The 19,658-nt window shown below is 59.7% G+C and carries 18 protein-coding genes; 12 read left to right on the top strand and 6 right to left on the bottom strand.

All coding sequences use genetic code 11. The features are described 5' to 3' along the window. The first annotated feature begins 26 nt into the window (after window positions 1-26). The 3 genes from HUV48_RS12960 to HUV48_RS12950 all read left to right on the top strand — a co-directional run bounded on the left by HUV48_RS12960 (window position 27) and on the right by HUV48_RS12950 (window position 3,342). The gene (locus tag HUV48_RS12960; protein WP_176268224.1) at window positions 27-1,163 is read left to right on the top strand and encodes an ATP-binding cassette domain-containing protein; all 1,137 of its coding nucleotides are present in this window, start codon (window positions 27-29) and stop codon (window positions 1,161-1,163) included. A 1,130-nt stretch (window positions 1,164-2,293) separates the two neighbouring features. Beyond that, window positions 2,294-2,722, top strand: coding sequence for a hypothetical protein (locus HUV48_RS12955; RefSeq protein WP_176268223.1), 429 nt, complete (start codon window positions 2,294-2,296; stop codon window positions 2,720-2,722). Between the two features lie 170 nt (window positions 2,723-2,892). After that, on the top strand, window positions 2,893-3,342 hold the full coding sequence (locus HUV48_RS12950) for an acyl carrier protein (protein ID WP_176268222.1): 450 nt from the start codon (window positions 2,893-2,895) through the stop codon (window positions 3,340-3,342). A gap of 145 nt (window positions 3,343-3,487) precedes the next feature. Here the strand turns inward: HUV48_RS12950 and HUV48_RS12945 are convergent, their stop codons facing one another. Both HUV48_RS12945 and HUV48_RS12940 read right to left on the bottom strand, forming a co-directional pair. Then, window positions 3,488-3,862, bottom strand: a complete 375-nt coding sequence (locus HUV48_RS12945; protein WP_176268221.1) for a DUF7668 domain-containing protein — start codon at window positions 3,860-3,862, stop codon at window positions 3,488-3,490. A 321-nt stretch (window positions 3,863-4,183) separates the two neighbouring features. Next, window positions 4,184-5,275, bottom strand: a complete 1,092-nt coding sequence (locus tag HUV48_RS12940) for an aldo/keto reductase (protein WP_176268220.1) — start codon at window positions 5,273-5,275, stop codon at window positions 4,184-4,186. 80 nt (window positions 5,276-5,355) lie between these two features. Here HUV48_RS12940 and HUV48_RS12935 point away from each other — a divergent pair, with 80 nt between their 5' ends. Together HUV48_RS12935 and HUV48_RS12930 are read left to right on the top strand one after the other, a co-directional pair. Beyond that, complete coding sequence (locus HUV48_RS12935) at window positions 5,356-6,000, top strand: TetR/AcrR family transcriptional regulator (protein ID WP_176268219.1); 645 nt, start codon at window positions 5,356-5,358, stop codon at window positions 5,998-6,000. Window positions 6,001-6,198: 198 nt separating this feature from the next. Next, a complete protein-coding gene (locus tag HUV48_RS12930; protein ID WP_176268218.1) occupies window positions 6,199-6,465 on the top strand; it encodes a hypothetical protein in 267 nt (88 codons plus the stop codon). A 31-nt stretch (window positions 6,466-6,496) separates the two neighbouring features. Here HUV48_RS12930 and HUV48_RS12925 read toward each other — a convergent pair whose 3' ends face one another. After that, a complete protein-coding gene (locus HUV48_RS12925) occupies window positions 6,497-7,024 on the bottom strand; it encodes a hypothetical protein (protein WP_176268217.1) in 528 nt (175 codons plus the stop codon). Between the two features lie 821 nt (window positions 7,025-7,845). Here HUV48_RS12925 and HUV48_RS12920 point away from each other — a divergent pair. The 6 genes from HUV48_RS12920 (at window position 7,846) to HUV48_RS12895 (ending at window position 15,709) form a co-directional block, all read left to right on the top strand. Continuing rightward, a complete protein-coding gene (locus HUV48_RS12920; RefSeq protein WP_318656108.1) occupies window positions 7,846-10,140 on the top strand; it encodes a glycosyltransferase family 4 protein in 2,295 nt (764 codons plus the stop codon). 31 nt (window positions 10,141-10,171) lie between these two features. Beyond that, entirely contained in the window at window positions 10,172-11,404 is a 1,233-nt protein-coding gene (locus HUV48_RS12915) for a glycoside hydrolase family 130 protein (RefSeq protein ID WP_318656107.1), read from the top strand. A 53-nt stretch (window positions 11,405-11,457) separates the two neighbouring features. Beyond that, window positions 11,458-13,743, top strand: coding sequence for an FdhF/YdeP family oxidoreductase (locus HUV48_RS12910; RefSeq protein ID WP_176268214.1), 2,286 nt, complete (start codon window positions 11,458-11,460; stop codon window positions 13,741-13,743). 22 nt (window positions 13,744-13,765) lie between these two features. Then, window positions 13,766-14,302: a molybdenum cofactor guanylyltransferase gene (mobA, locus tag HUV48_RS12905; protein WP_176268213.1), complete on the top strand. Its 537-nt coding sequence runs from the start codon at window positions 13,766-13,768 to the stop codon at window positions 14,300-14,302. After that, on the top strand, window positions 14,295-15,074 hold the full coding sequence (gene fdhD / locus HUV48_RS12900) for a formate dehydrogenase accessory sulfurtransferase FdhD (RefSeq protein WP_176268212.1): 780 nt from the start codon (window positions 14,295-14,297) through the stop codon (window positions 15,072-15,074). Before mobA ends, fdhD begins: the two co-directional genes overlap by 8 nt. Window positions 15,075-15,190: 116 nt before the next feature. Beyond that, on the top strand, window positions 15,191-15,709 hold the full coding sequence (locus tag HUV48_RS12895; RefSeq protein ID WP_176268211.1) for a DUF421 domain-containing protein: 519 nt from the start codon (window positions 15,191-15,193) through the stop codon (window positions 15,707-15,709). Here HUV48_RS12895 and HUV48_RS12890 read toward each other — a convergent pair. From HUV48_RS12890 to HUV48_RS12880, 3 genes are all read right to left on the bottom strand, one after another. Continuing rightward, complete coding sequence (locus tag HUV48_RS12890; protein WP_318656106.1) at window positions 15,706-16,392, bottom strand: queuosine precursor transporter; 687 nt, start codon at window positions 16,390-16,392, stop codon at window positions 15,706-15,708. The two genes, HUV48_RS12895 and HUV48_RS12890, sit on opposite strands and share 4 nt — an antisense overlap. 58 nt (window positions 16,393-16,450) lie before the next feature. Continuing rightward, a complete protein-coding gene (locus HUV48_RS12885; protein ID WP_176268210.1) occupies window positions 16,451-18,529 on the bottom strand; it encodes a S9 family peptidase in 2,079 nt (692 codons plus the stop codon). A 69-nt stretch (window positions 18,530-18,598) separates the two neighbouring features. After that, a complete protein-coding gene (locus HUV48_RS12880) occupies window positions 18,599-19,216 on the bottom strand; it encodes a DNA-3-methyladenine glycosylase family protein (RefSeq protein ID WP_176268209.1) in 618 nt (205 codons plus the stop codon). Between the two features lie 108 nt (window positions 19,217-19,324). On the opposite strand from HUV48_RS12880, the gene HUV48_RS12875 reads away from it, so the two are divergent. Continuing rightward, window positions 19,325-19,642: a 2Fe-2S iron-sulfur cluster-binding protein gene (locus HUV48_RS12875; protein WP_176268208.1), complete on the top strand. Its 318-nt coding sequence runs from the start codon at window positions 19,325-19,327 to the stop codon at window positions 19,640-19,642. Window positions 19,643-19,658 lie beyond the last annotated feature (16 nt).

Below are 19,658 nucleotides of genomic sequence, written 5' to 3'. Positions count from 1 at the left end.
CCTTGCCGCCAGAAAAGTCCATGCCCATGCCTTCGATTACAGTCTCCCAACTCAACCGGTCTACGCCCGACGGTCGCGCCGTTCTTGTGAACCTCGATCTTCTATTTCATTGTGAACGCACCGGCATTGTCGGACGCAACGGCACCGGCAAGTCGACGCTGCTGCGCCTGCTGACCGGGGAGCTTGCGCCTACCGGGGGGAGCATCGCGATCGACGGCAAAATCGCGATGCTGCGTCAGACTGTGCAGATTTCGGCGGACGAAAGCATCGCCGACCTGTTCGGCGCGCGCGCCGGCCTCGCGTTGCTCCACAAGGCCGAAGGGGGCGCGGCGACGCTCGACGAGATCGGCGAAGCCGACTGGACACTCGAGGCGCGGATCGACGAGGCGCTGGCGCATGTCGGCCTGCCGCTTCCCGCCGATACCCCGCTTGCTCGACTCTCGGGCGGGCAGCGCACACGCGCCGCGCTCGCCGGTGCCATGTTTGCCGCCCACGATTTCCTGCTCCTCGACGAACCCACCAACAACCTCGACCGTGCGGGCCGCCAAGCCGTCCGCGATCTTCTCGCCGGATGGCGCGGAGGCGCGATCGTCGTCAGCCACGACCGCGAACTGCTGGAAGAAATGGATGCGATCGTCGAGCTGACCAGCCGCCGCGGCGCTCGGTATGGCGGCGGCTGGAGCGCTTATCTGGCGCGAAAGGCGATTGAGCAGGCTGCGCTCGAAGCCCAACTTGCGGGCGCCGAAAAGCGCGCCGCGGCGGCGCAGCGGCAGGCACAGGCAGCAACCGAAAAACAGGACCGCCGCGACTCGCGCGGGCGCGCCAAAGCGGCGCGAGGCGATATGCCCAAAATCCTTATCGGCGGACTCAAGCGCCGGGCCGAGGAAACACGCGCTGCGGGAAGCCGTCTCGCCGAGCGCCAGCGCGCTGAGGCCGAAGAGCTGCTATCCGTCGCACGCGCAAAGATCGAAGTCGTCGCCCCCCTATCGGTCGGTCTGCCGTCGACCGGCCTTCCCGCATCGCGGATCGTGCTTGCCCTTCACCATATTTACGCGGGTTATGAAGGAGGACAGCCCGTCATCGAAAATCTGTCGCTCACCCTCACCGGTCCCGAACGCGTGGCGATTACACCCCTATTTTGTCTATTGATTGGCACGACTTAGCGAATGTCTGCAATGGGGTCGTTAGCTGCTGGTCCGGTTTTGAACGAGAAAGATCGGAAGCGGCCTGTCCGTTAATTGAAGGCGCTGCAAACGCTGCGAATGTCCGGTTATAGGGTGGAATGCGAGCATTACGCTTTCTTTATAAGCAACCCTCCAACGCCGCCCGATAGGTGATCCCCTGCTGCATTAGGGCAATCGATCTACCAGCAGTGCAGTTTTGATGTTGGCTCTTAGAAATGGGCACTTGGACTTCGCGACCATCTGGCAATTTTACGACTACGATAGGGTGGTTCCCATCGTAGTCGCTCGCCATTCCCGTCCCCACGACAATGCCACTTACGGGTGTCCAAGGGTTCGAGGCCCTCTCATTGGCGAAATAGAGTGCCGTGCCGAGGAGGATCAAGCCGACCGCTGTGAATGCGAACAATTCGAGCTTCCAGTATTTTGAGATACCGTCGGCCAGAGTTCCCCCCCCTTTATGGACCAGAGAGTGGCTTACTATCGTAACTCAATCAACGTCCGGAATGGGGTCGTTAGCGGAGCGGCTCATTTTGGGCGGGGAATGCTTTAAGCTGACGGTCTGCTGCTAGGACCGCCATCAGCTTTCCTTGATGCCCGACTATGGGGTGGGAAGCAGACTCAATCACTTTCGTAAAAGGTATGACCTCGATTGACCGGCGAGAACGCCCTGAGAAGCGAGGTTTGGGAAACCTCTTCAGCTTCTAGTTCCAATTCCACTGCTTGATCTCGCAGCCATCCAGTCTGTCGATCTAAATTAGCGGACACACTGTCGAATGCTCTCTGGGTCGCCGCTTTTCGGTCCGAAGCCAGAACATATCGGTGACAGTAAAGTCCGGTTGGCTGACACACGTCACCTTCAAGCTCTGTCGGTCCGACAAGCCAACGCAATCGCCCATGAACTAGAACGTAGAAACAACGCATATCCGCTCCGTCGCGGATTTCCGGAATGTCGGCAACCGGGTCGTTAGCGGCTGGTCCGGTTTTGAACCATAAAGCGCATAAGCGGACGGTCCGCAATTGGAAGAAACTGTTGGGGTGGCGACCGTCTGCAATTGGGGTGGAAAGCTGACGTGCTGGCAACCCTCTAAAGATATGCGTATGATCCATCGATGATCGACATACGAACCTGTTCGCGTTTCGCTGTGCTGACCGTATCATGCATTGGCCTGATCTCAGCAGCGCCGCCGAACGAAGCGCCCGGCAGGGGCGTTCTCTGCCTTGGGACGTTCATCTATTTCGTAGAGAAGGTGGGGAACCAATGCCGTGCAGGCCAAGACCCTGAGTTTCAGGCGAGGATCGCAAGTTACTCACAGAGGTTCGATGACTACATAGTCCGCAACACAGGCGGAGACCCGGCCGTTCTTGAGAAGTTCAAAGAAGGTCAGAACCTCGATAGTGAGGACCACCATTATATCTGCGAAGGCGATGTTGCTGAAAGCTACGATAGCTTCAAGTCGGTAGACGCTGGTGAACTTGATAGGGCTGTCGATGAGCTTCTAGCCGATGATGGTCCGCCTAGCTTTGGTGATTGCGTCTGAACATTTCTTCATGTCCGCAATGGGGTCGTCAGCAGCTGGTCTGGTTTTTAACGAGAAAGAGCGGAAGCGGCCGGTCCGCAATTGGAAGAAACTGCTGGGCTAGCGACCGTCTGCAATTGGGGTGGGAAGCTGCCATTGCCAAAGCGCAGTTGAATGGGCCAGCATGGGCAATGCAAAGTCGCGATCAACGATCCGAAATCATAGACCTCATTGCTCACGAGCGCGGTCTTCCCCGCGAAAGAGTGCGCCTTTCAGACCGATTGCTTCATGACCTTGGCATGGACGGGGACGATGCCGTAGACTTCTTCAACAGCGTGCATGAGCGGTTTGGAACAGACTTAACTTATCTCCACGAGCATTGGAGCGAGCACTTCGGACCAGAGGGGCTTTCGTGCTGGTATGGATTGGCCATCATCCCTGCTGCCGTCATCGGAGGTGCAGTCGCGGCCATGAGTGGCCTTTCCGCATTCTGGGGTTTCGTGATAACCGTGGCTCTGCTCGCGGCGGCGCTCTGGGCGTCGCGGCGATGGGGACCAGCTGACAAAACGGTCCCCATCACGGTAGAGGAGGTGGTCGCCGCTGTTGAGGCTGGTGCGTGGCCCAGCCGTCCTGGAGGCTAATAACCTCTTTCGGGTCGTCGCCAGCAAGTCCGGTTTTGAGCGAGAAAGAGCGGAAGCGGCCTGTCCGATAAAGGAAGGCGCTGCAAACGCTGCGCATGCCCCATCATGGGATGGGAACCTGACATCGTCATGTTAGCTGCGACATCTAAGGCACATGAACCGAGTCCAGAATTAATAGGCCCGTTCTTTCCTCCAACCTCGCATGAAGAGCCAGGTCGCTGACCGGCTCATGCTCGGTCGTGAGATCGACGAGAAATTCCCAGTGGCCGTCGATCCAACAATAAACAGAGCGCTCCCAAGTCGCGTCGTCCAAGGACGCTAAATCATCCCCGTAGGCGCGTGAGCTATCGCGAAAGAAGTCAGCCGAGGCCAAGTCGATCGGCGCCAGGCCCTCGATCGAGTGATCATTCAGCTGAAAATCTCCAGCCGCGAAGGCCTCTGCAATCTGCCGAAACTTTGTCCGCCAAGGCTCCGGCACCCGATGTTCGGTATCGTCCTTGGCTAGTGAGATTAAACTCATACAAGGGGGACTAGGGTCAGCAACGGTTGTCCGCAATGGGGTCGTTAGCGGCTGGTCCGGTTTTGAACGAGAGATCGGAAGCGGCCGGTCCGCTATCATAAGGTTTCGTAAACGCCACGAACGTCCAATCATGGAATGGGAACCGGACCCTGTGAGCGATCCACGGAGCGGCTCTATCGGGCGGTTGCTAACAATTCGATAATCCTATCGATGCCTGAGAGCCGAGAGTAATGTAAAGAACCCCCGTTCAATAAGAATGCTTGAATTCGCCCCACCACTCACTTCGTTACATCAGCGTGAAGTGCCAGAGCCACATAAGCTTTAGGATGTCTTCGCAAGGTCGTCCCAACCGCTCACGGCATGGCCGCCATGGACCATCTTGCGCGTATCGCGAGAGGTCAAAGAGGCGCTGAACCCAGGCGTCGGCGCGCTTGCCTTGTTAAGCCGCGCAAGTTGATCCGCAGTCAGTTCGAGTTCGGTAGCTGATACGTTGCTTTCAATCTGCGAAACCTTGCTCGCCCCGATCAGTGTGGACGTTACGCCCGGCTGCGCCAATGTCCATGCCAGCGCGACTTGGGCGACCGGACGGTCGACCTCGTCAGCTATACTCTTGGCGGTATCGAGAATGTCCCAGTTGCGCTCAGTAAACTTGCTGTCGCCGAACGGGTTCGATCCGCTCAGCCTTCCGGTGTCAGACGTATCCTCGCGCTCGTATTTGCCGGTCAAGAAGCCGCCCGCCAGCGGGCTCCAAGGCAGGATCCCCATGCCCCCGTCGCGCGCCGCCGGGAAATGTTCGGCTTCAACATCGCGGGCGACCAAGGAATATTCCAGTTGCATAGCGATCGGGCCGGGAACGCCTCGTTCGGCCGCGATCGTTGCGGCCTTGGCACCGACCCAGGCGGGCATGTCGGAGAGGCCATAATACCGGATCTTGCCGGACCGGACGAGGTCGCCGAGCGTCTGGACGATCTCCTCGACCGGCGTGACACCGTCCCAGATATGCATCCAGTAAAGGTCAATGTAGTCCGTGCCGAGGCGCTTCAACGAACCTTCCAGCGCTCGGTGAATGTTCTTCGCCCCTGCCCCGCCGGCGTTCGGATTTCCTGCGCCCGACTGGTTTGCGTTCAGCGGACTGGCCGATCCGTTGAAGCCGAACTTGGTCGCCAGCACAATCTCGTCGCGCGAGCTGGTGTCCTTGACGAACCTGCCCACCATTTGCTCGCTCTCGCCACCGGAATAGATATCCGCCGTGTCGATGAAATTGCCGCCTGCATCGCGATAGGCGTCGAAGATGGCGCGAGAGGATGCTTCGTCCGCGCCCCATTCCCCGGTCCCGAAGGTCATGGTGCCGAGCGCGAGGGGGCTGACAACGAGGCCGGAACGGCCGAGCGTGCGAAAGTTAGTGAGAGACATGATTATACCTTTATAATGATCGTTATAGAACTATATGGGTGTGGCATCATCTCAGTCAACTGAATTTTGTAACGATAATTATGGAACCCCTGACCAAAACCAGTGCAGCAACTCGCCGCAAGAGCGGCAGACCGTTATCGTTCGACCGCGACGCCGTTCTCGAAAAGGCCATGCTGGCCTTCTGGCGGCATGGTTACGAAACGACCTCGATCAGCGATTTGATCCGGAAAATGGGCATAAGCGCCCCCAGCCTTTATGCAGCGTTCGGCGACAAGAAGAATTTGTTCCTCGAAGCGGTGGGCCTCTACGCAGGCGATACGAACGCGGTTCGCCAGAATATCGAGGCCGCGCCCAGCTCTTACGATGCGGCCCGATCGGTTCTGGCGAATTCGGTGGAAACCTTCACGGGCGCGGATACGCCGCCCGGCTGCCTTCTCGCGAGTTCGACGGCCACCGGTTCCGCGGCGTCGGAAGATGTACGCGGCGCCGTTGCAGCTTATCGCCGCGAGTTGCGCGATAGCCTTCAGGCTCGCATCGAACGCGATATCGGGGAGGGTTGCGTGCCGGCCGATGTCGACCCCGTCGCACTGGCAAACCTCGTAGTCGCCCTGCTTCAGGGGCTGTCTGTCATGGCCCGCGATGGCGCGGATCGAGCTTCGCTTTTGAGTGTCGTCGAAGCAACCATGAAAGGCTGGCCCGAAAGCACGGAAGCTGCGGGCGCTTGAGCCAGGGACTGAATAAAAGGCGCGAAGCTGACATTACACCAATGTCCGCGATAGGGCGTTAGCCATCGGTCGGCTTTCGGCACACAAACCGCGATAGCAGTCTGTCCGCTTTAGGGCCGTATCGCGAAGCTGGCGAACGTCTCACAGTGAGGTGGGAAGCGGCCATGCGACATATGATCTTTGTGCTACAGATCGTGTATGACGAACAAATCGATACAGACCATCCGCTCGGACCTTCATCGGGTCGAACAAACCAACGATCTGAGAGGTGCCGAGGCGTTCGCGAAGTTCTACATGGATGGAACAGAAACCGTCCTGCAGCTGAACGAGGTCGCTGCAATTCAGTTTTGCCGTCATGTTTTAGATTGCATCTCGAAAGAGTTTTCGGGTTCTCACCAACATCTGGATGAGACAAACTTTGTCGACGAGGGCAATGTCCGTTTGCGGATCGAGCGAACTGATTGATGCTGAACGCCCACACATGGGTCATTAGCCATCATAACGACCTGACGGCTTTACGAACTGCCGACTGCCAACCAGGCAAATGCGGTATCCGATGCACAGAGGCATCGCGGCGCTTGATCAGCTCCGTTCGGCTCAACTGGGTGAGCTGCTCCCAGTTCTCGTCGAACATGTAGAGCGCGTTGCCGTATTCAAGGTTCTCTAGGACAACCAGGCGATCCCCGAACCGCGCCCCGAAGTAGCGCGCAAACCTGCCCTTTCCGAAGATGAACCCATCATGCCCGAGCCGATCGAGTACACTTAACCTTTCCTGTGCAACCTTCAGCTTTTCAGGATTGATCGGGCCTCGTGAGGTAAGTTGGGCGACCACTCGATCGGTCGAACCGGGCGGTAGAAGTTCCCAATCGACGTGCTGGAATCTAGTAAATTCCTCGTCGCTGAGGTCTGCGCCGAAGACGTGAGCTTCGCCCACCGCTTCACGAAGCAGGCGCAGGTTGAAGTGCAGGTCACCAGAAAAAGCGGCAGCGGTCCGCAGCAGCGGTTGATCGATGCGGAAACGCACCAGGGCAGCGTCCTTGAGAGGCTCGAGGACGGCCGCCGAAATCGTCAGCAGCCTAGCCTGATGGCGTTCAATCGGGTATGCTCGGCGACGCAATCCCTACAGATTCGATCGCCAATGACCTTCGGCTTCTGCCCGGACAGGTATCTGACCTGGAGGAGTGTGAGCCGGAGACATGGTTAGGGACGAGCGCTTCACGAAGGACCGAATTACTGAGCGAGCAGGTCCTGGTGCAACGCGACGGGTGGGCCATGATCTTGCTGCATGCTGAAGGCGTCGTCGCCGACTAGGCTGCAACACTAGACACGATCGGCGGCATACAGCTGTTACGCTGTTTCGCCGCTAGTTCTTCCCTGATTGCAAAGTACGCATCCCTGTTCTGGTGCTCGTCGTTCCCTGTTCCGCACACAGGGAATTTGGCTTAAGAAACGCCATTCCTGCGCGGGTTTGCGGGCCTTCTAACAGGCGGTTCCGCCTCAGAAGATTGCATATTCCCTGCAAATTCCATGTTTGACAGGGAAAACAGGGCGGAGACTGGTTAGGTCGCGACTGTGCCATTCACCATTCCGATTGGTGTCACCGCATCAGCTTCGTCGAACGCACCGTGCGACAACATCGCCGTTTGACGCGAAAAGCCGACGGCTTGACGGCTAACAAAATTTAGCTGGTGCCGAATTCGCTCGCTTTGCGTTACAGTTAATGTTGCATTGCAGCGAATATTCAGCAGGCGGCTCGGTTAGAGGGGGCGAGTCGCTCGACAGACAAGGTATTGTTTCGTGCCTGACACCCTCTTGCCTTTAAAATCTGCGAACGCTTTCAAAGGCGTGACACGCCTTACGCCCGCGGACGGAAAGCGTCCCGCCGTGGCTCGACATGTAGCGCTGGTGGGCACTTTCGCGCCTCGCAAGTGCGGTATTGCAACCTTCACCACCGACATTTTCGAAAAACTGGCGGAGTTCGAACCCGGCATCAGGGTCGATGTCTATGTGCTCAACGATCCCGCGCAGCCGGCGAACTACCGCGACGGGGTGAAGCTGATAGATTACGACGATCCTGCTAGCTATGCCCGCGCTGCCGAGGCGATCAACGATAGCGGTGCGGACGCGGTCTGGCTGCAACACGAATATGGCATTTACGGCGGCGATGACGGTATTCTGGTCACCGATTTCGTCGATCGCCTGGCGCCGCCGCTCATCCTGACTCCGCACACGGTGCTTAGCGATCCGAGCGACCGGCAAGCCGCGATCTTACGGCATCTGGTCGAACGGGCCAGCCGAATGATGGTCATGAGCCGTCATTCGCGCGACCTTCTCGCCACGCGTTATGCAGCGCCGAACGAGCTGATCGAGATCGTCGAACACGGTGCTCCCGACAGGCCGTTCGGACGCCAGCAAGAGTTCAAGCGGCGTCTCGGCATCGAGGGGCGTGACGTGCTGATGACATTTGGGCTGCTCGGCCCGGGCAAGGGTGTCGAACATGTTATCGAAGCACTACCGAGCATCGTTCGCCGCCATCCATCGGTCCTCTATCGGATCGTGGGCGCTACGCACCCGAACCTGATCGCGCAACACGGCGAAGAGTATCGCGAGCAATTGAAGCAGCGCGTCGCGGACCTCGACCTCGCGGACCACGTGGAATGGGTGAACCGCTTCTGCGAAACCGAAGAACTGCTCGACCAACTCGAAGCCTGCGACATCTACATCACCCCGTACCCGAACATGCAGCAGTCGACTTCCGGCACGCTGAGTTATGCTGTCGCGCTGGGTAAGGCAGTCGTTTCAACGCCTTACCTGCACGCAAGCGAACTTCTCGAAGGCGGGGTAGGCTTGCTGATCGAGCCCAATTCGAGCGAGGCGATTGCCGAAGCTGTGGACGGTCTGCTCGACGACCGTGATGCACTTCAGACACTGCAGGAGAATGCCTACGCAAAGGGCCGGGGTACGATATGGCCGTGTTTCGCGCGCGCAGCCGCCAAGCTGATCGACGATGCGGCTGCCGGTCCTGCGCGGCCGGTCAGCCAAGTGCGCGCGCCCTCGCTCGATGCAGTGCTTCAGATGAGCGACGCGACCGGGATGATGCAACATGCGGTCGGCGTCGTTCCGGATCGCAGCCACGGTTATTGTCAGGACGATAATGTCCGCGCGCTCATGCTGATGAACCTCGCATCCAATGTGAGCGAAGCGGAGCGCAGAAAATGGACGCGGATATACGCCAGCTTCGTGCAGGACTCCTGGAACCCGGATGCTGGCCGTTTCCGCAATTTCATGCGCTTCGATCGTACGTACTGTGAAGAACTGGGCTCGGACGATTCAAACGGCCGGACGTTCTGGGCACTCGGCCAGACTCTCGAAATGGCGGCTGAAGCGGACATGCGCGTTTGGGCAACCCGCTGGTACGACGAGACACTACTGCATCTCAGCGAACTGGATTCGCCGCGGGCAATGGCGTTTCTCGCGCTAGGGGCGGCGGCGCGGCTGCGCGTTGAACCCGAGCATGGCGCATCTCGCAAACTACTAGAGAAAGTTGCTACTCGCCTGGCGTATCTCCTCGAAGTTGCGCGGCGGCCTGATTGGGTCTGGTTCGAAGCGGTGCTCGGTTACGACAATCCGCGGTTGAGCCAGGCACTCATCGAGTCCGGGCAACTGCTAGAGCGCGCCGAGTTTACAAAAACCGGATTGGAATCGCTTGAATGGATAGCGGAGCGCCAGACGACTGCGTCTGGACATTTCCGCCCGATTGGGTCCGAGAGCTTCGGTCATGAACATCAAAGCTTGCCTTTCGACCAACAGCCGCTCGAAGCGCAGGCGGCTATCGACGCATCGCTTACCGCCTGGCGGGCAACCGGACAGACCGTTTGGAAAAAGCACGGCAGGACCGCTTGGCAATGGTTCTTCGGCGCGAACGATCGCGGCGCAGTGCTTGCGGATATGGCCACCGGGCGTTGCCGGGACGGCGTCAATCCGCGCGGGGTGAACCTTAATTGCGGCGCAGAATCGATACTGGCCTTTCAACTTGCCTATCATTCCATGTTAGCGCTCGATTTGGAGACCGGAGACGAATCGGAAGGGGCGTTAGTTGGACATCAGCAGCAGGCCGGAATCGCCTTTGCGCTTACTTGATTTACGGCTTCATGCAGACCCTTCGCGGGTGGTGCTGAGGCCGTTTCACCTCGGTTGGCAATCCCGGAACGCTCCGAACAACCGCGCTATGCGGCTGGTCGATGACGTTGCCGGCTTAACCGAAAAGCGTGCGGAGGCGGAGTATGTTCGCGTTTTGCGCGACTTTGCCGGTCGGCATTGGCAGACGGAAGAGATGTTCGGTGAACGCTTCGCCGAGGTCGAAAATAATCTCAAGCTGGAGGCGGGGCGCTTTTCCAAGGTCAAGCGGCAGCTGATCGGGGCGTACTTCTGCCACGAATATACCTATGCGGCGGCGGCGCTGATGAACCCGTCCATCGTGCCACACCCCGATCAGAGCGGAATGACGGACGATGCCTGCCGGTTCGTTTTATCGCTGCGCGCGGTAGGCGAGGGGCACATATCCTCGATCGCGTTTCGCGAGGGTATTGCCTATAAGGACGGAACGTTCGAACTTTGGCCGCAGGCCTCGTTCGCGACCTCTGTGGACCTCGAGGATACGACGCTGACCGATTCCGTGGACGGGGTCACGGTGCATCGTAACAGGGAAAGCTCGCTCTCCAATACGGTGATTTTCCCAATTACCGAGCAGCAGGCGAACGGGCTCGAGGACCTGCGTCTCGTGCGCTTCGATCACGGGAACGAAGATTACGAGTGGATCGGAACCTACACCGCCTATTCGGGCAGTTCGATCCGCTCCGAACTGCTGCGTACGCGCGACTTTCGGGCCTTCGACCTTCAACCAGTGCGCGGCCGGGCCGGACGGAACAAGGGCATGGCGCTGTTCCCGGAGAAGGTAGGCGGTAAGTACTCCATGATCGGCAGGCAGGACGGCAAAAACCTCTATTTGCTGAAATCGGACGAGCTCGACTGCTGGGACGACGAGGGCGTTTTGCTGATGGAACCCAAATATCCTTGGGAGTTCATCCAGATCGGCAATTGCGGCAGTCCGATTCGGACCGATCACGGCTGGCTTGTATTCACCCATGGAGTGGGAGCGATGCGGAAATACTCGCTCGGGTGCGCGCTCCTCGATCTGGACGATCCGTCGAAGATGATCGGCCGCGTTGACGAGCCTGTTCTGACCGCCGAGAATTCCGACCGGTCGGGCTATGTTCCCAATGTCGTCTATACCTGTGGCGCGATGCGGGTGGGCGAACAGCTTCTGGTTCCCTACGGCATTTCCGACAGCGCGGTCGGCTTCGCATCGGTTTCCATATCGGATCTGATCGAACGCATGGTGTAAACGGAGCAACATGTTACCCTTGCGCGTAGATGTACCGAAAGCGAGGAAGCCCGATGTCCGACAAAGATGAACTGCCCCATTCGGAAGGACCGGCAGGGGGCTGGGGCTCGCTTGAGGGAATGACCCGCGTGCTCGGCAAGGCGCGGGCCGAACCGCAGGCGCTCGATACGCTGCGCAAACTCAACAAGCCGAAGGGCATCATGTGCCCGTCGTGCGCATGGCCGAAACCGGCGAACTATAAGGCGTTCGAGTTCTGCGAGAACGGGGCGAAGGCGGTCCTGTGGGAAAGCACGTCGGACCGCTGCACACCCGACTTTTTCGCGCAGGAGGGTCATACGGTCACGGAGCTGCGGGAACGGCGCGACCACGATCTCGAAAAGACCGGCAGGCTCACGCACCCGCTCCGCTACGACGCCGATACGGACCGTTATGTGCCGGTAAGCTGGGACGAGGCTTTTGCCCAGATCGGCGAGCGGCTGAAGGCGCTGCCGAAGAAAGATGTCGTGTTCTACGCCTCCGGTCATGCCGGTCTGGAAGCGTCCTATCTCTACGCACTACTGGCGCGCGCTTACGGCAACAACAATCTGCCGCAGAGTTCCAACATGTGCCACGAAACGACCTCGGTCGGGCTGAAGAAAGTTATCGGCACACCGGTTGGCACGGTAACTTTCGACGATCTCGATATGACCGACGCCTATTTCTACTTCGGCCAGAACCCCGGCACGAACAGCCCTCGGTTCCTGCACAATCTGAAGAACTTGAAAGACCGCGGCGGGAAGATCGTAACCTTCAATCCGGTGATCGAGCAGGGCCTCGTATCTTTCGTCAACCCGCAGAGCCCGCTGGATATGCTGACCGGCAAGGAAACCAAGATATCCGATCAGTATCACCAGGTGCGCGCGGGCGGGGACGTGGCAGCGCTCGTGGCACTCTGCAAGGTAGTGATCGAAGCCGACGATACCGCCACCGCCGAAGGCAAGCCGCAGGTCATCGACCACCAGTTCCTGCAGGAGCACACCAATGGTTTCGAGGAGTTCGCTGTTTTCTGCCGCGATGCCGATTGGGCGGAGCTGAAAACGGAAAGCGGTCTGACCGAAGCTGCACTGCGCGAAGCGGCGCAGGTCTATATCGAGGCGGAACGCGTCATCGGCGTGTACGGAATGGGTCTGACCCAGCACACGCATGGCTCGCTGAACCTCGCGATGCTGGTCAATTTCCTCTGTCTGCGCGGAAATGTCGGACGTGAAGGAGCCGGGTTCTGTCCGGTGCGGGGGCATTCCAACGTGCAGGGACAGCGCACGGTCGGCATTGCAGAAAAGGCTTCGCTCGTACCGCTCGACAAACTGCGCGAACTTTTCGGCTTCGACCCGCCGACCGAGGACGGAATGCACATCGTCGATGCGGTCGAAGGGCTGTTCGACGGGCGAGTTAAGGGGTTCGTGTCGCTCGGCGGTAATCTGGTCCGCGCCGTCCCCGACCAGGAACGGATGGAGAAGGGATGGGCGAGCCAGGACCTGACGGTTTGCATCAGCACGAAGCTCAACCGGAGTCACCTGTTTCCGGGCAAGCATGCCTATATCCTGCCGTGCATCAGCCGGACCGAACGCGACGAGCAGAAGGGCGGCAACCAGACGATCACGACCGAAGACAGCTTCTCGATGATCAGCGCGACGATCGGCAGGCGCGAGCCTGCTTCGCCGCATCTCAAAAGCGAGCTGGAGATTGTCGCCGAGATTGCAAAGGCGGCTCTCGATCCGAACCCGAACCTCAAGTGGGACGAGTGGACGGGCGATTACGGCCTCGTCCGCGACCTCATCGAAGCGACTTATCCGGACGATTTTCACGGCTACAACCAGCGGATGTACCAAGCGGGCGGCTTCTACCGCGGCAACCCGGCACGCGAACGCATCTGGAAAACCGAAAGCGGCAAGGCGGAGATTACCACGCCGGAGCGTCTGAACTCGATCGGTTTCGACGACCGCGAAGGCCGCTACCGTTTGATTACGCTGCGTTCGAATGATCAGTTCAACACGACGATCTACGGCTACCACGACCGGTTCCGCGGTATCGAAGGCACGCGCGACGTCCTGATGATGAACCCTAAAGACATTGCAGAGGCCGGGTTCAAGGACGGGCAGATCATCCGGCTCGTGGGCGATGCGGACGACGGGGTGGAACGGAAACTCGGCGGTCTGAAGCTCGTCGCTTACCGCCTGCCGCGCGGCACGGTCGCGGGCTATTACCCGGAATGCAACGTCCTGATCGCAGCCAACCACCATGACCGGCTTTCCAAAACCCCTGCTTCGAAGTCGATCCCGGTTCGGATCGAGGCGGAGTGAGAGTGAAGACCCGATTTATTCAATGACCGAAAGTGTTCTGGGCGTGGTCTTGGCGGGCGGGCGATCGACGCGCTTCGGCAGTGACAAGGCGGCCGCGCTTTATGACGGAATAAGTTTGCTCGATCACGCCATCGCGGCGCTCACCGGCTTTTGCGACGAAGTTGTCGTGGCGGGCCGGGATACTGCTCCGGTCCGAACGGTTCAGGACTGGCCGAAAGCGGACTTTGGCCCGCTCGGCGGACTGGCGGGCGGACTGCGCGCTGGTGCGGACCGCGGTTTTCGGTTGATTCTCTCGGTCGGAGTGGACTGTCTAGGCTACCCGTGTAATCTGCGAGAATTGCTGGCCCCTGCGCCGGGCTTCCTGTGGGATCAACCTGTCGTCGGGTTGTGGCCGACCGATACGTTAGAAGCGTTGGAAACGATACTGACTGACGGGGGATCGCGGTCGGTGAAGCGGTTTGCAGAGGTAATCGGAGCACGACCCGTCGAACTCGGAGCGCCGCTTGAAAACATAAACACGCCCGCCGCTCTTGAAGGTTACGCAGGTCCCCATGGCTGACGTCACCGAACACTTCGCAGACGGCTCGGAAGGAACGGCCGAGCGTGAATGGGTTGAGGAAGTTCCGGTCGCGCTGGAGTTCAACGGTCTTTCCTATGCCGTGATGATGGCGACTCCGCGCGACCTTGAAGATTTCGCTCTCGGGTTTGCGGTGGCTGAGGGTCTGGCGTCAAAGGCTGCTGACCTGGAAAGCGTCGACGTCGCTCAACTCGAGGAGGGCTGGATCGTGCGCGGAAGCCTTCAGAGCGTCGGCGTCGCCAAACTGCAGGAACGCGTTCGAACCCGCGTCGCAGAATCAAGCTGCGGACTATGCGGGATCGAAAACCTTCAGGCGATTGCCGCGCCGTTGCCACAGGTCGCAGCACACTCACCCGTTTTCGGAGCGCAGATCATCGATGCGCAGAAGGCGTTACGGACACATCAGGACCTCGGGCGCCGGACAGGGGCGGCCCACGCGGCAGCCTTCGTTGGTATGCACGGTGAAATCGTTGCGGTTCGCGAGGACGTGGGTCGGCATAACGCACTCGACAAGCTCGTCGGCGCGTTGCTTCGCTCCGGCATCGACCCGGCTAGCGGCTTCGCCCTGTCGAGTGCGCGCTGCTCGTATGAAATCGTCGAGAAGGCAGTGAGGGCCGGGATTACCACGCTCGCCACGGTATCGCTGCCGACCTCGATGGCGGTCGCCCGTGCCGAAGCGGCAGGCCTGAGCCTGTGGTGCCTCGCGCGCGAGGACAGCGTGCTGCAGGTCTGCGAAGGTAATCTGATTAGCTAAGCAACTTCGGACGGGCCATACCGGGCTTTCTAGGCACCAAGCACGCTGCGAGCCATTTAATGTTTGGCAGCACCGTACCGGATGCCGGCTGATTAACGAGACAGGGCAAAACACTTATGATTTTCGAATTGGATTGGCTGGACCATCTTGCTCGCGGGATAATTCTGGGATCGCTGGGTATCCTATATGTCGTGGTGCTCGTGCGCATTCTGGGCCTCCGATCGTTCTCCAAGATGACGAGCTTCGATTTCGTCATGACGGTGGCGATGGGATCGCTCGTCGCCGGGGGCGCCCAGGCGACCGACTGGCTTGCGTTTCTTCAAGTCATCGCGGGAATGACCGGTTTGTTCATCATTCAGTTCGTGCTCGCTAGGGCGCGCAAGGCTAGTGACACGGTAGAAAACGCCATCCAGAACGAGCCGCTGCTACTAATGCGAAACGGCGAGTTCTGCCCGGCCGCGCTTGAAGCGAGCCGCGTCACCCGTGCCGACGTCATCGCAAAACTGCGCGAAGCCAATGTCATGAACTTTAGCGAGATCCGCGCAGTTGTACTGGAGACGACCGGCGACGTTTCGGTAATGCATGGCGACAGGCTGCAGGACGAGTTGATTCAAGACGTCCGGCAAAAGAACTAGGCGGGCTCCACGCCTCCGTTTCGTCCCGGCCGGTCGAGCCAATGCCCGAACTTGACCGCGCCCGCGATCAGCGGCGGGACCAGAATGAAGGATAGAGCGATTTTTGCCAACGCCTGCCCCAGCACCAGGTCGGCGATCGGAAATGTCCCATAGAACGCCAAGGTGATGAAGATAACGGAGTCGATCGCCTGACTGATCGCCGATGCTATCGCTCCGCGCAGCATGAGCCATAGCCCGCCGCTTTCTGCCTTGCCGCCACGAAGCCTGTCGAAAATCCAGACGTTGAGCAGCAGCGACACCCCGTAAGCCACCGGCCCGGCCGCCATGATCCGAGGAGTGCTCGAAAGCACCCGTTCGAAGGCTGCCAGGTTCTCCGGCGGCATTTCGCTCGATGCCGGCAGACCTAGAACCAGCAGGATCAGCAGGATCGAAAGACCTAGCGGAGCGAAGCCCCATAGAACCAGCCGGTCCGCTGCCGCGCGCCCATGAAGCTGCGCAATCGCACTCGACAGAACAACCAACATGAGGAACGCGAAAATACCGCTTTCGACTGCCAGCGGACCCAATGCGATCTGCTTGAAGGCCAGCACGCCCGCAATGACGGTCATCCCCCCATAAATGAGGGCGAACGCAAACAGCGATCTATTGGCGGCGAACGGCGTAGCCGCGGCACGGTCAGTCACGAATACATACCTTCGCTATTGCTCCCGCGCCGCGGCTTAAACGTTCCGTCCGATATTTCTAGCCGCCGAGTGCGTCTTCCAGACCTTTCACGAACTCCTCGCCCTCGACGATCTGGGCTGTAGAGTTTGCGACCGTGTCGCCGATCGGTTCCGCACGGCCGCCGAGGCAGGTCGCGAGGAAGTTCTCGGTAATCGCATTGAAGGCGATGTTGTTGGCAGGTTTGGCGAACCCGTGGCCTTCATCCGGATAGAGGACGTAGGTCACCGGAATGCCCTTCTCTTTCATCGCTTCGACGATCTGATCGCTTTCCGCCTGGTTCACGCGCGGATCGTTTGCACCCTGACCGATCAAGAGCGGTTTCTTGATCTTGTCGGCGCTGTAGAGCGGGGAGCGTTCTTTCAGCAGCGCTAGACCTTCGTCCGTATTGGGGTTGCCCATCCGCTCATGGAACTGCGAGATGAGCGGCGTCCAATACGCCGGAATAGTTGCAAGCAAAGTTTCGAGGTTCGAAGGCCCGACGATGTCGACTCCGCAGGCGAAGGTGTCTGGCGTAAACGTGAGGCCCGCGAGAGTGGCGTAGCCGCCGTAGGAGCCGCCCATGATCGCAACCTGATCCTTGCCGGTAATGCCTTCGTCGATCGCCCATTGGGTAGCATCGACGAGATCGTCGTGCATTTTCTTGCCCCATTCCAGGTCGCCGGCAGAGATGAAGTCTTTCCCGAAGCCGGTCGAGCCCCGAAAATTAACGCTCAGAACGGCATAACCGCGGTTGGCGAGCCATTGGTGATAGGGGTTGTAGCCGAAACCATCACGCGCCCACGGACCGCCGTGGACCAGCAGCACCATCGGTACCGCCTGTTCCGGTTTCCCGTCGCCGTCTTCATCGCTTCCGGCAGGTAGCGTCAGGTAGCTCGGCAGGGTCAGTCCGTCGCGCGCAGTCAGCTCGAGCGGATACATCGGCTGCAGCGGAGCGCCTTCGAGCTCGGGCCGCGAAGTATAGAATTCGGTCAGCGTTCTCGCTTTCCGATCGAACAGATAGGTGCGGGTCGGCGCGGTGAGTGGGTCGTTCCAAACGATCCACTTGTCGTCCGCGTCCGTCCGGCTGTTGATGCCGAAATCGCCATCGAGCCGCTCGTCCAACCAGTCGAGCGCCGCCTTGATTTCAGGATCGGTCGCCGTCCACTCGTTCTGCAGGTAATTGACCGAATAGGCTTGCACTTCGCCGGTCTTGGTATCGCGGATCGTGCCGCCGATGTCCGCCCGGTCGTTCTCTGCGATGACCCGTGTTTCCCCGCTTTCGAAGTCCATCGCCATCAATGCGGCGGTGTTGCGGCCGCGGCTGTCGAGCCAGTACAGGGTCTTACCGTCGGTCGTGAAGCCGGCCGGGTTGGTGGTCAGCGCGTCGGCAAGGCCGGTGCTGCCGAACGCCTCGCCGGCGATCTCACCATCCGCGACCTTGAAATAGTCCATGCCGCCCGAAGCATTCGGCTTCATCGCCACCCGGATCGCAAGATCGTCGTTCGCCATGAACCCGGCGTAGCCGTCGTTCTGCAGCACTTCGGTGAGTTCTCCGGTGCCGAGGTTGAGGTTGTAGACATCATGGTAGCGCGCATCGCGGTTGTTGAGGCCAATCAGGACCTGATCCTTGATCCGCTCCGACCCTCCGACGAATTGCACTCTGGTGTTTTCGAAAGGCGTCAGTGTCTTCTCTTCGCCGGTCGCGACATCGACGCCGTAGAGGAGGAAATTCTCGTCGCCGCCCTTGTCCTGGATATACATGAGGCTCTTGGAATCGGGAGCCCACATATATTGGCGGATCGGCCGGTCGGTTGCATCGGTCATCGCCTTCGCATCGTCAGGATCGGAGGCCGGCGCCATCCATACATTGAGAACGCCGTCCTTGGGCGCAAGCCAGCTGAGCCACCTGCCGTCAGGACTTATCTGCCCGGACGCGCGGGTAGGGTTGCCGAACAGATTTTCGCGCGGGATGAGAGGGATGTTCTGGGCGGCGGTAGGCATTGTTGCGGCATTCTCCGAGTGATGATCAGCCGCGGCGGGCACGGTCTGAATAGCGAGCGCGAGTGCGGCGAAAGCGCTTCCTGCGCGCAGGGACTTCGAAGCTAGGTAGGAGGTCATGGTCTGCCTTTCTATTGCTTTCGCAATGCGAGGTTTCAGTGCGTGCGACCCACTGTTCGAATTTCGTCATTATAGAGCAGGATTTGCGTAGGCATGCCACGTGAATATCGCAACCGAGCCGCGGTGCGGACGCCAGCTTTCGGCAAGCGCACGTATCTCGCTTTCGCTGGGCCGGTGCTCCATGCCCAGTATCTTGCCGAGCCCGACCTGCACTGCGAGATCGCCAGCCGGCCAGATGTCGGGCCGCCCTTCGGCGAAAAGCAGGTAGATCTCGGCCGACCAGCGCCCGATACCCTTGATCTGGACGAGCTGCGAAATTGCGTCCTCGTCGTCCTCGGGCAGATGCGAGAGATCGAGCCCGCCGCTGGTGACCAGTTCGCACAGCGAGCGCGCGTAGCCCTGCTTCTGCCGCGACAATCCGCAGGCGCGCAGCACGTCGAAATCGCTCGCCAGAAGCGCCTCGGCAGGCGTGCCGGGGCCGAGTTCCTCTTCGAGCTTGTTCCATACCGATGCGGCGGCGGCGACGGACACCTGCTGGCCGACGATAATCCGAAGCAGCGTTTGGTAGCCGCGCTCGCGGATGCGCGGTTCGGGATATCCGACACGCTGTATCGCGTCGGCAATCATCGGCTCCGACGCGGCAACGACGTCCAGGCCCTCGCGGATTGTTTGCGCGCTCAGTCCCATAATGCCTTACCGTTCCCTTGCCAAAGCGGGTCTTGGCTTTTAGCGCCGCCAGTGAACCCGAAGTCCGGCCTTGTTGTCAGGCCCATGCCGAATTGGAAACATCCAACTATGCCCAAATTGCTTGTCACAAACCGTAGCGGACAGGAAACGGCGGTTGAGGTCGGGGACGGCCTTACCGTGATGGAAGCCATTCGCGACAACGGCTTCGACGAATTGCTGGCCCTATGCGGAGGATGCTGTTCCTGCGCAACGTGCCACGTTCACGTCGACCCGTTATTTGCGGACAAGCTTCCGGAAATGAGCGAGGACGAGGACGATCTGCTCGAAAGCAGCGATCACCGCGCCGAAACGTCGCGGCTCAGCTGCCAGATACCGTTCACGCCTGACCTCGACGGCCTCAAAGTCACCATAGCGCCCGAAGATTGATCGTAGTCCGGTTTCG

This window comes from Qipengyuania atrilutea (genome assembly GCF_013370205.1).
In the GTDB taxonomy this organism is placed as follows: Bacteria; Pseudomonadota; Alphaproteobacteria; order Sphingomonadales; family Sphingomonadaceae; genus Actirhodobacter; species Actirhodobacter atriluteus.
The sequence above is the reverse complement of the archived record's forward strand: the minus strand, read 5'-3'. Positions and strand labels throughout refer to the sequence as shown.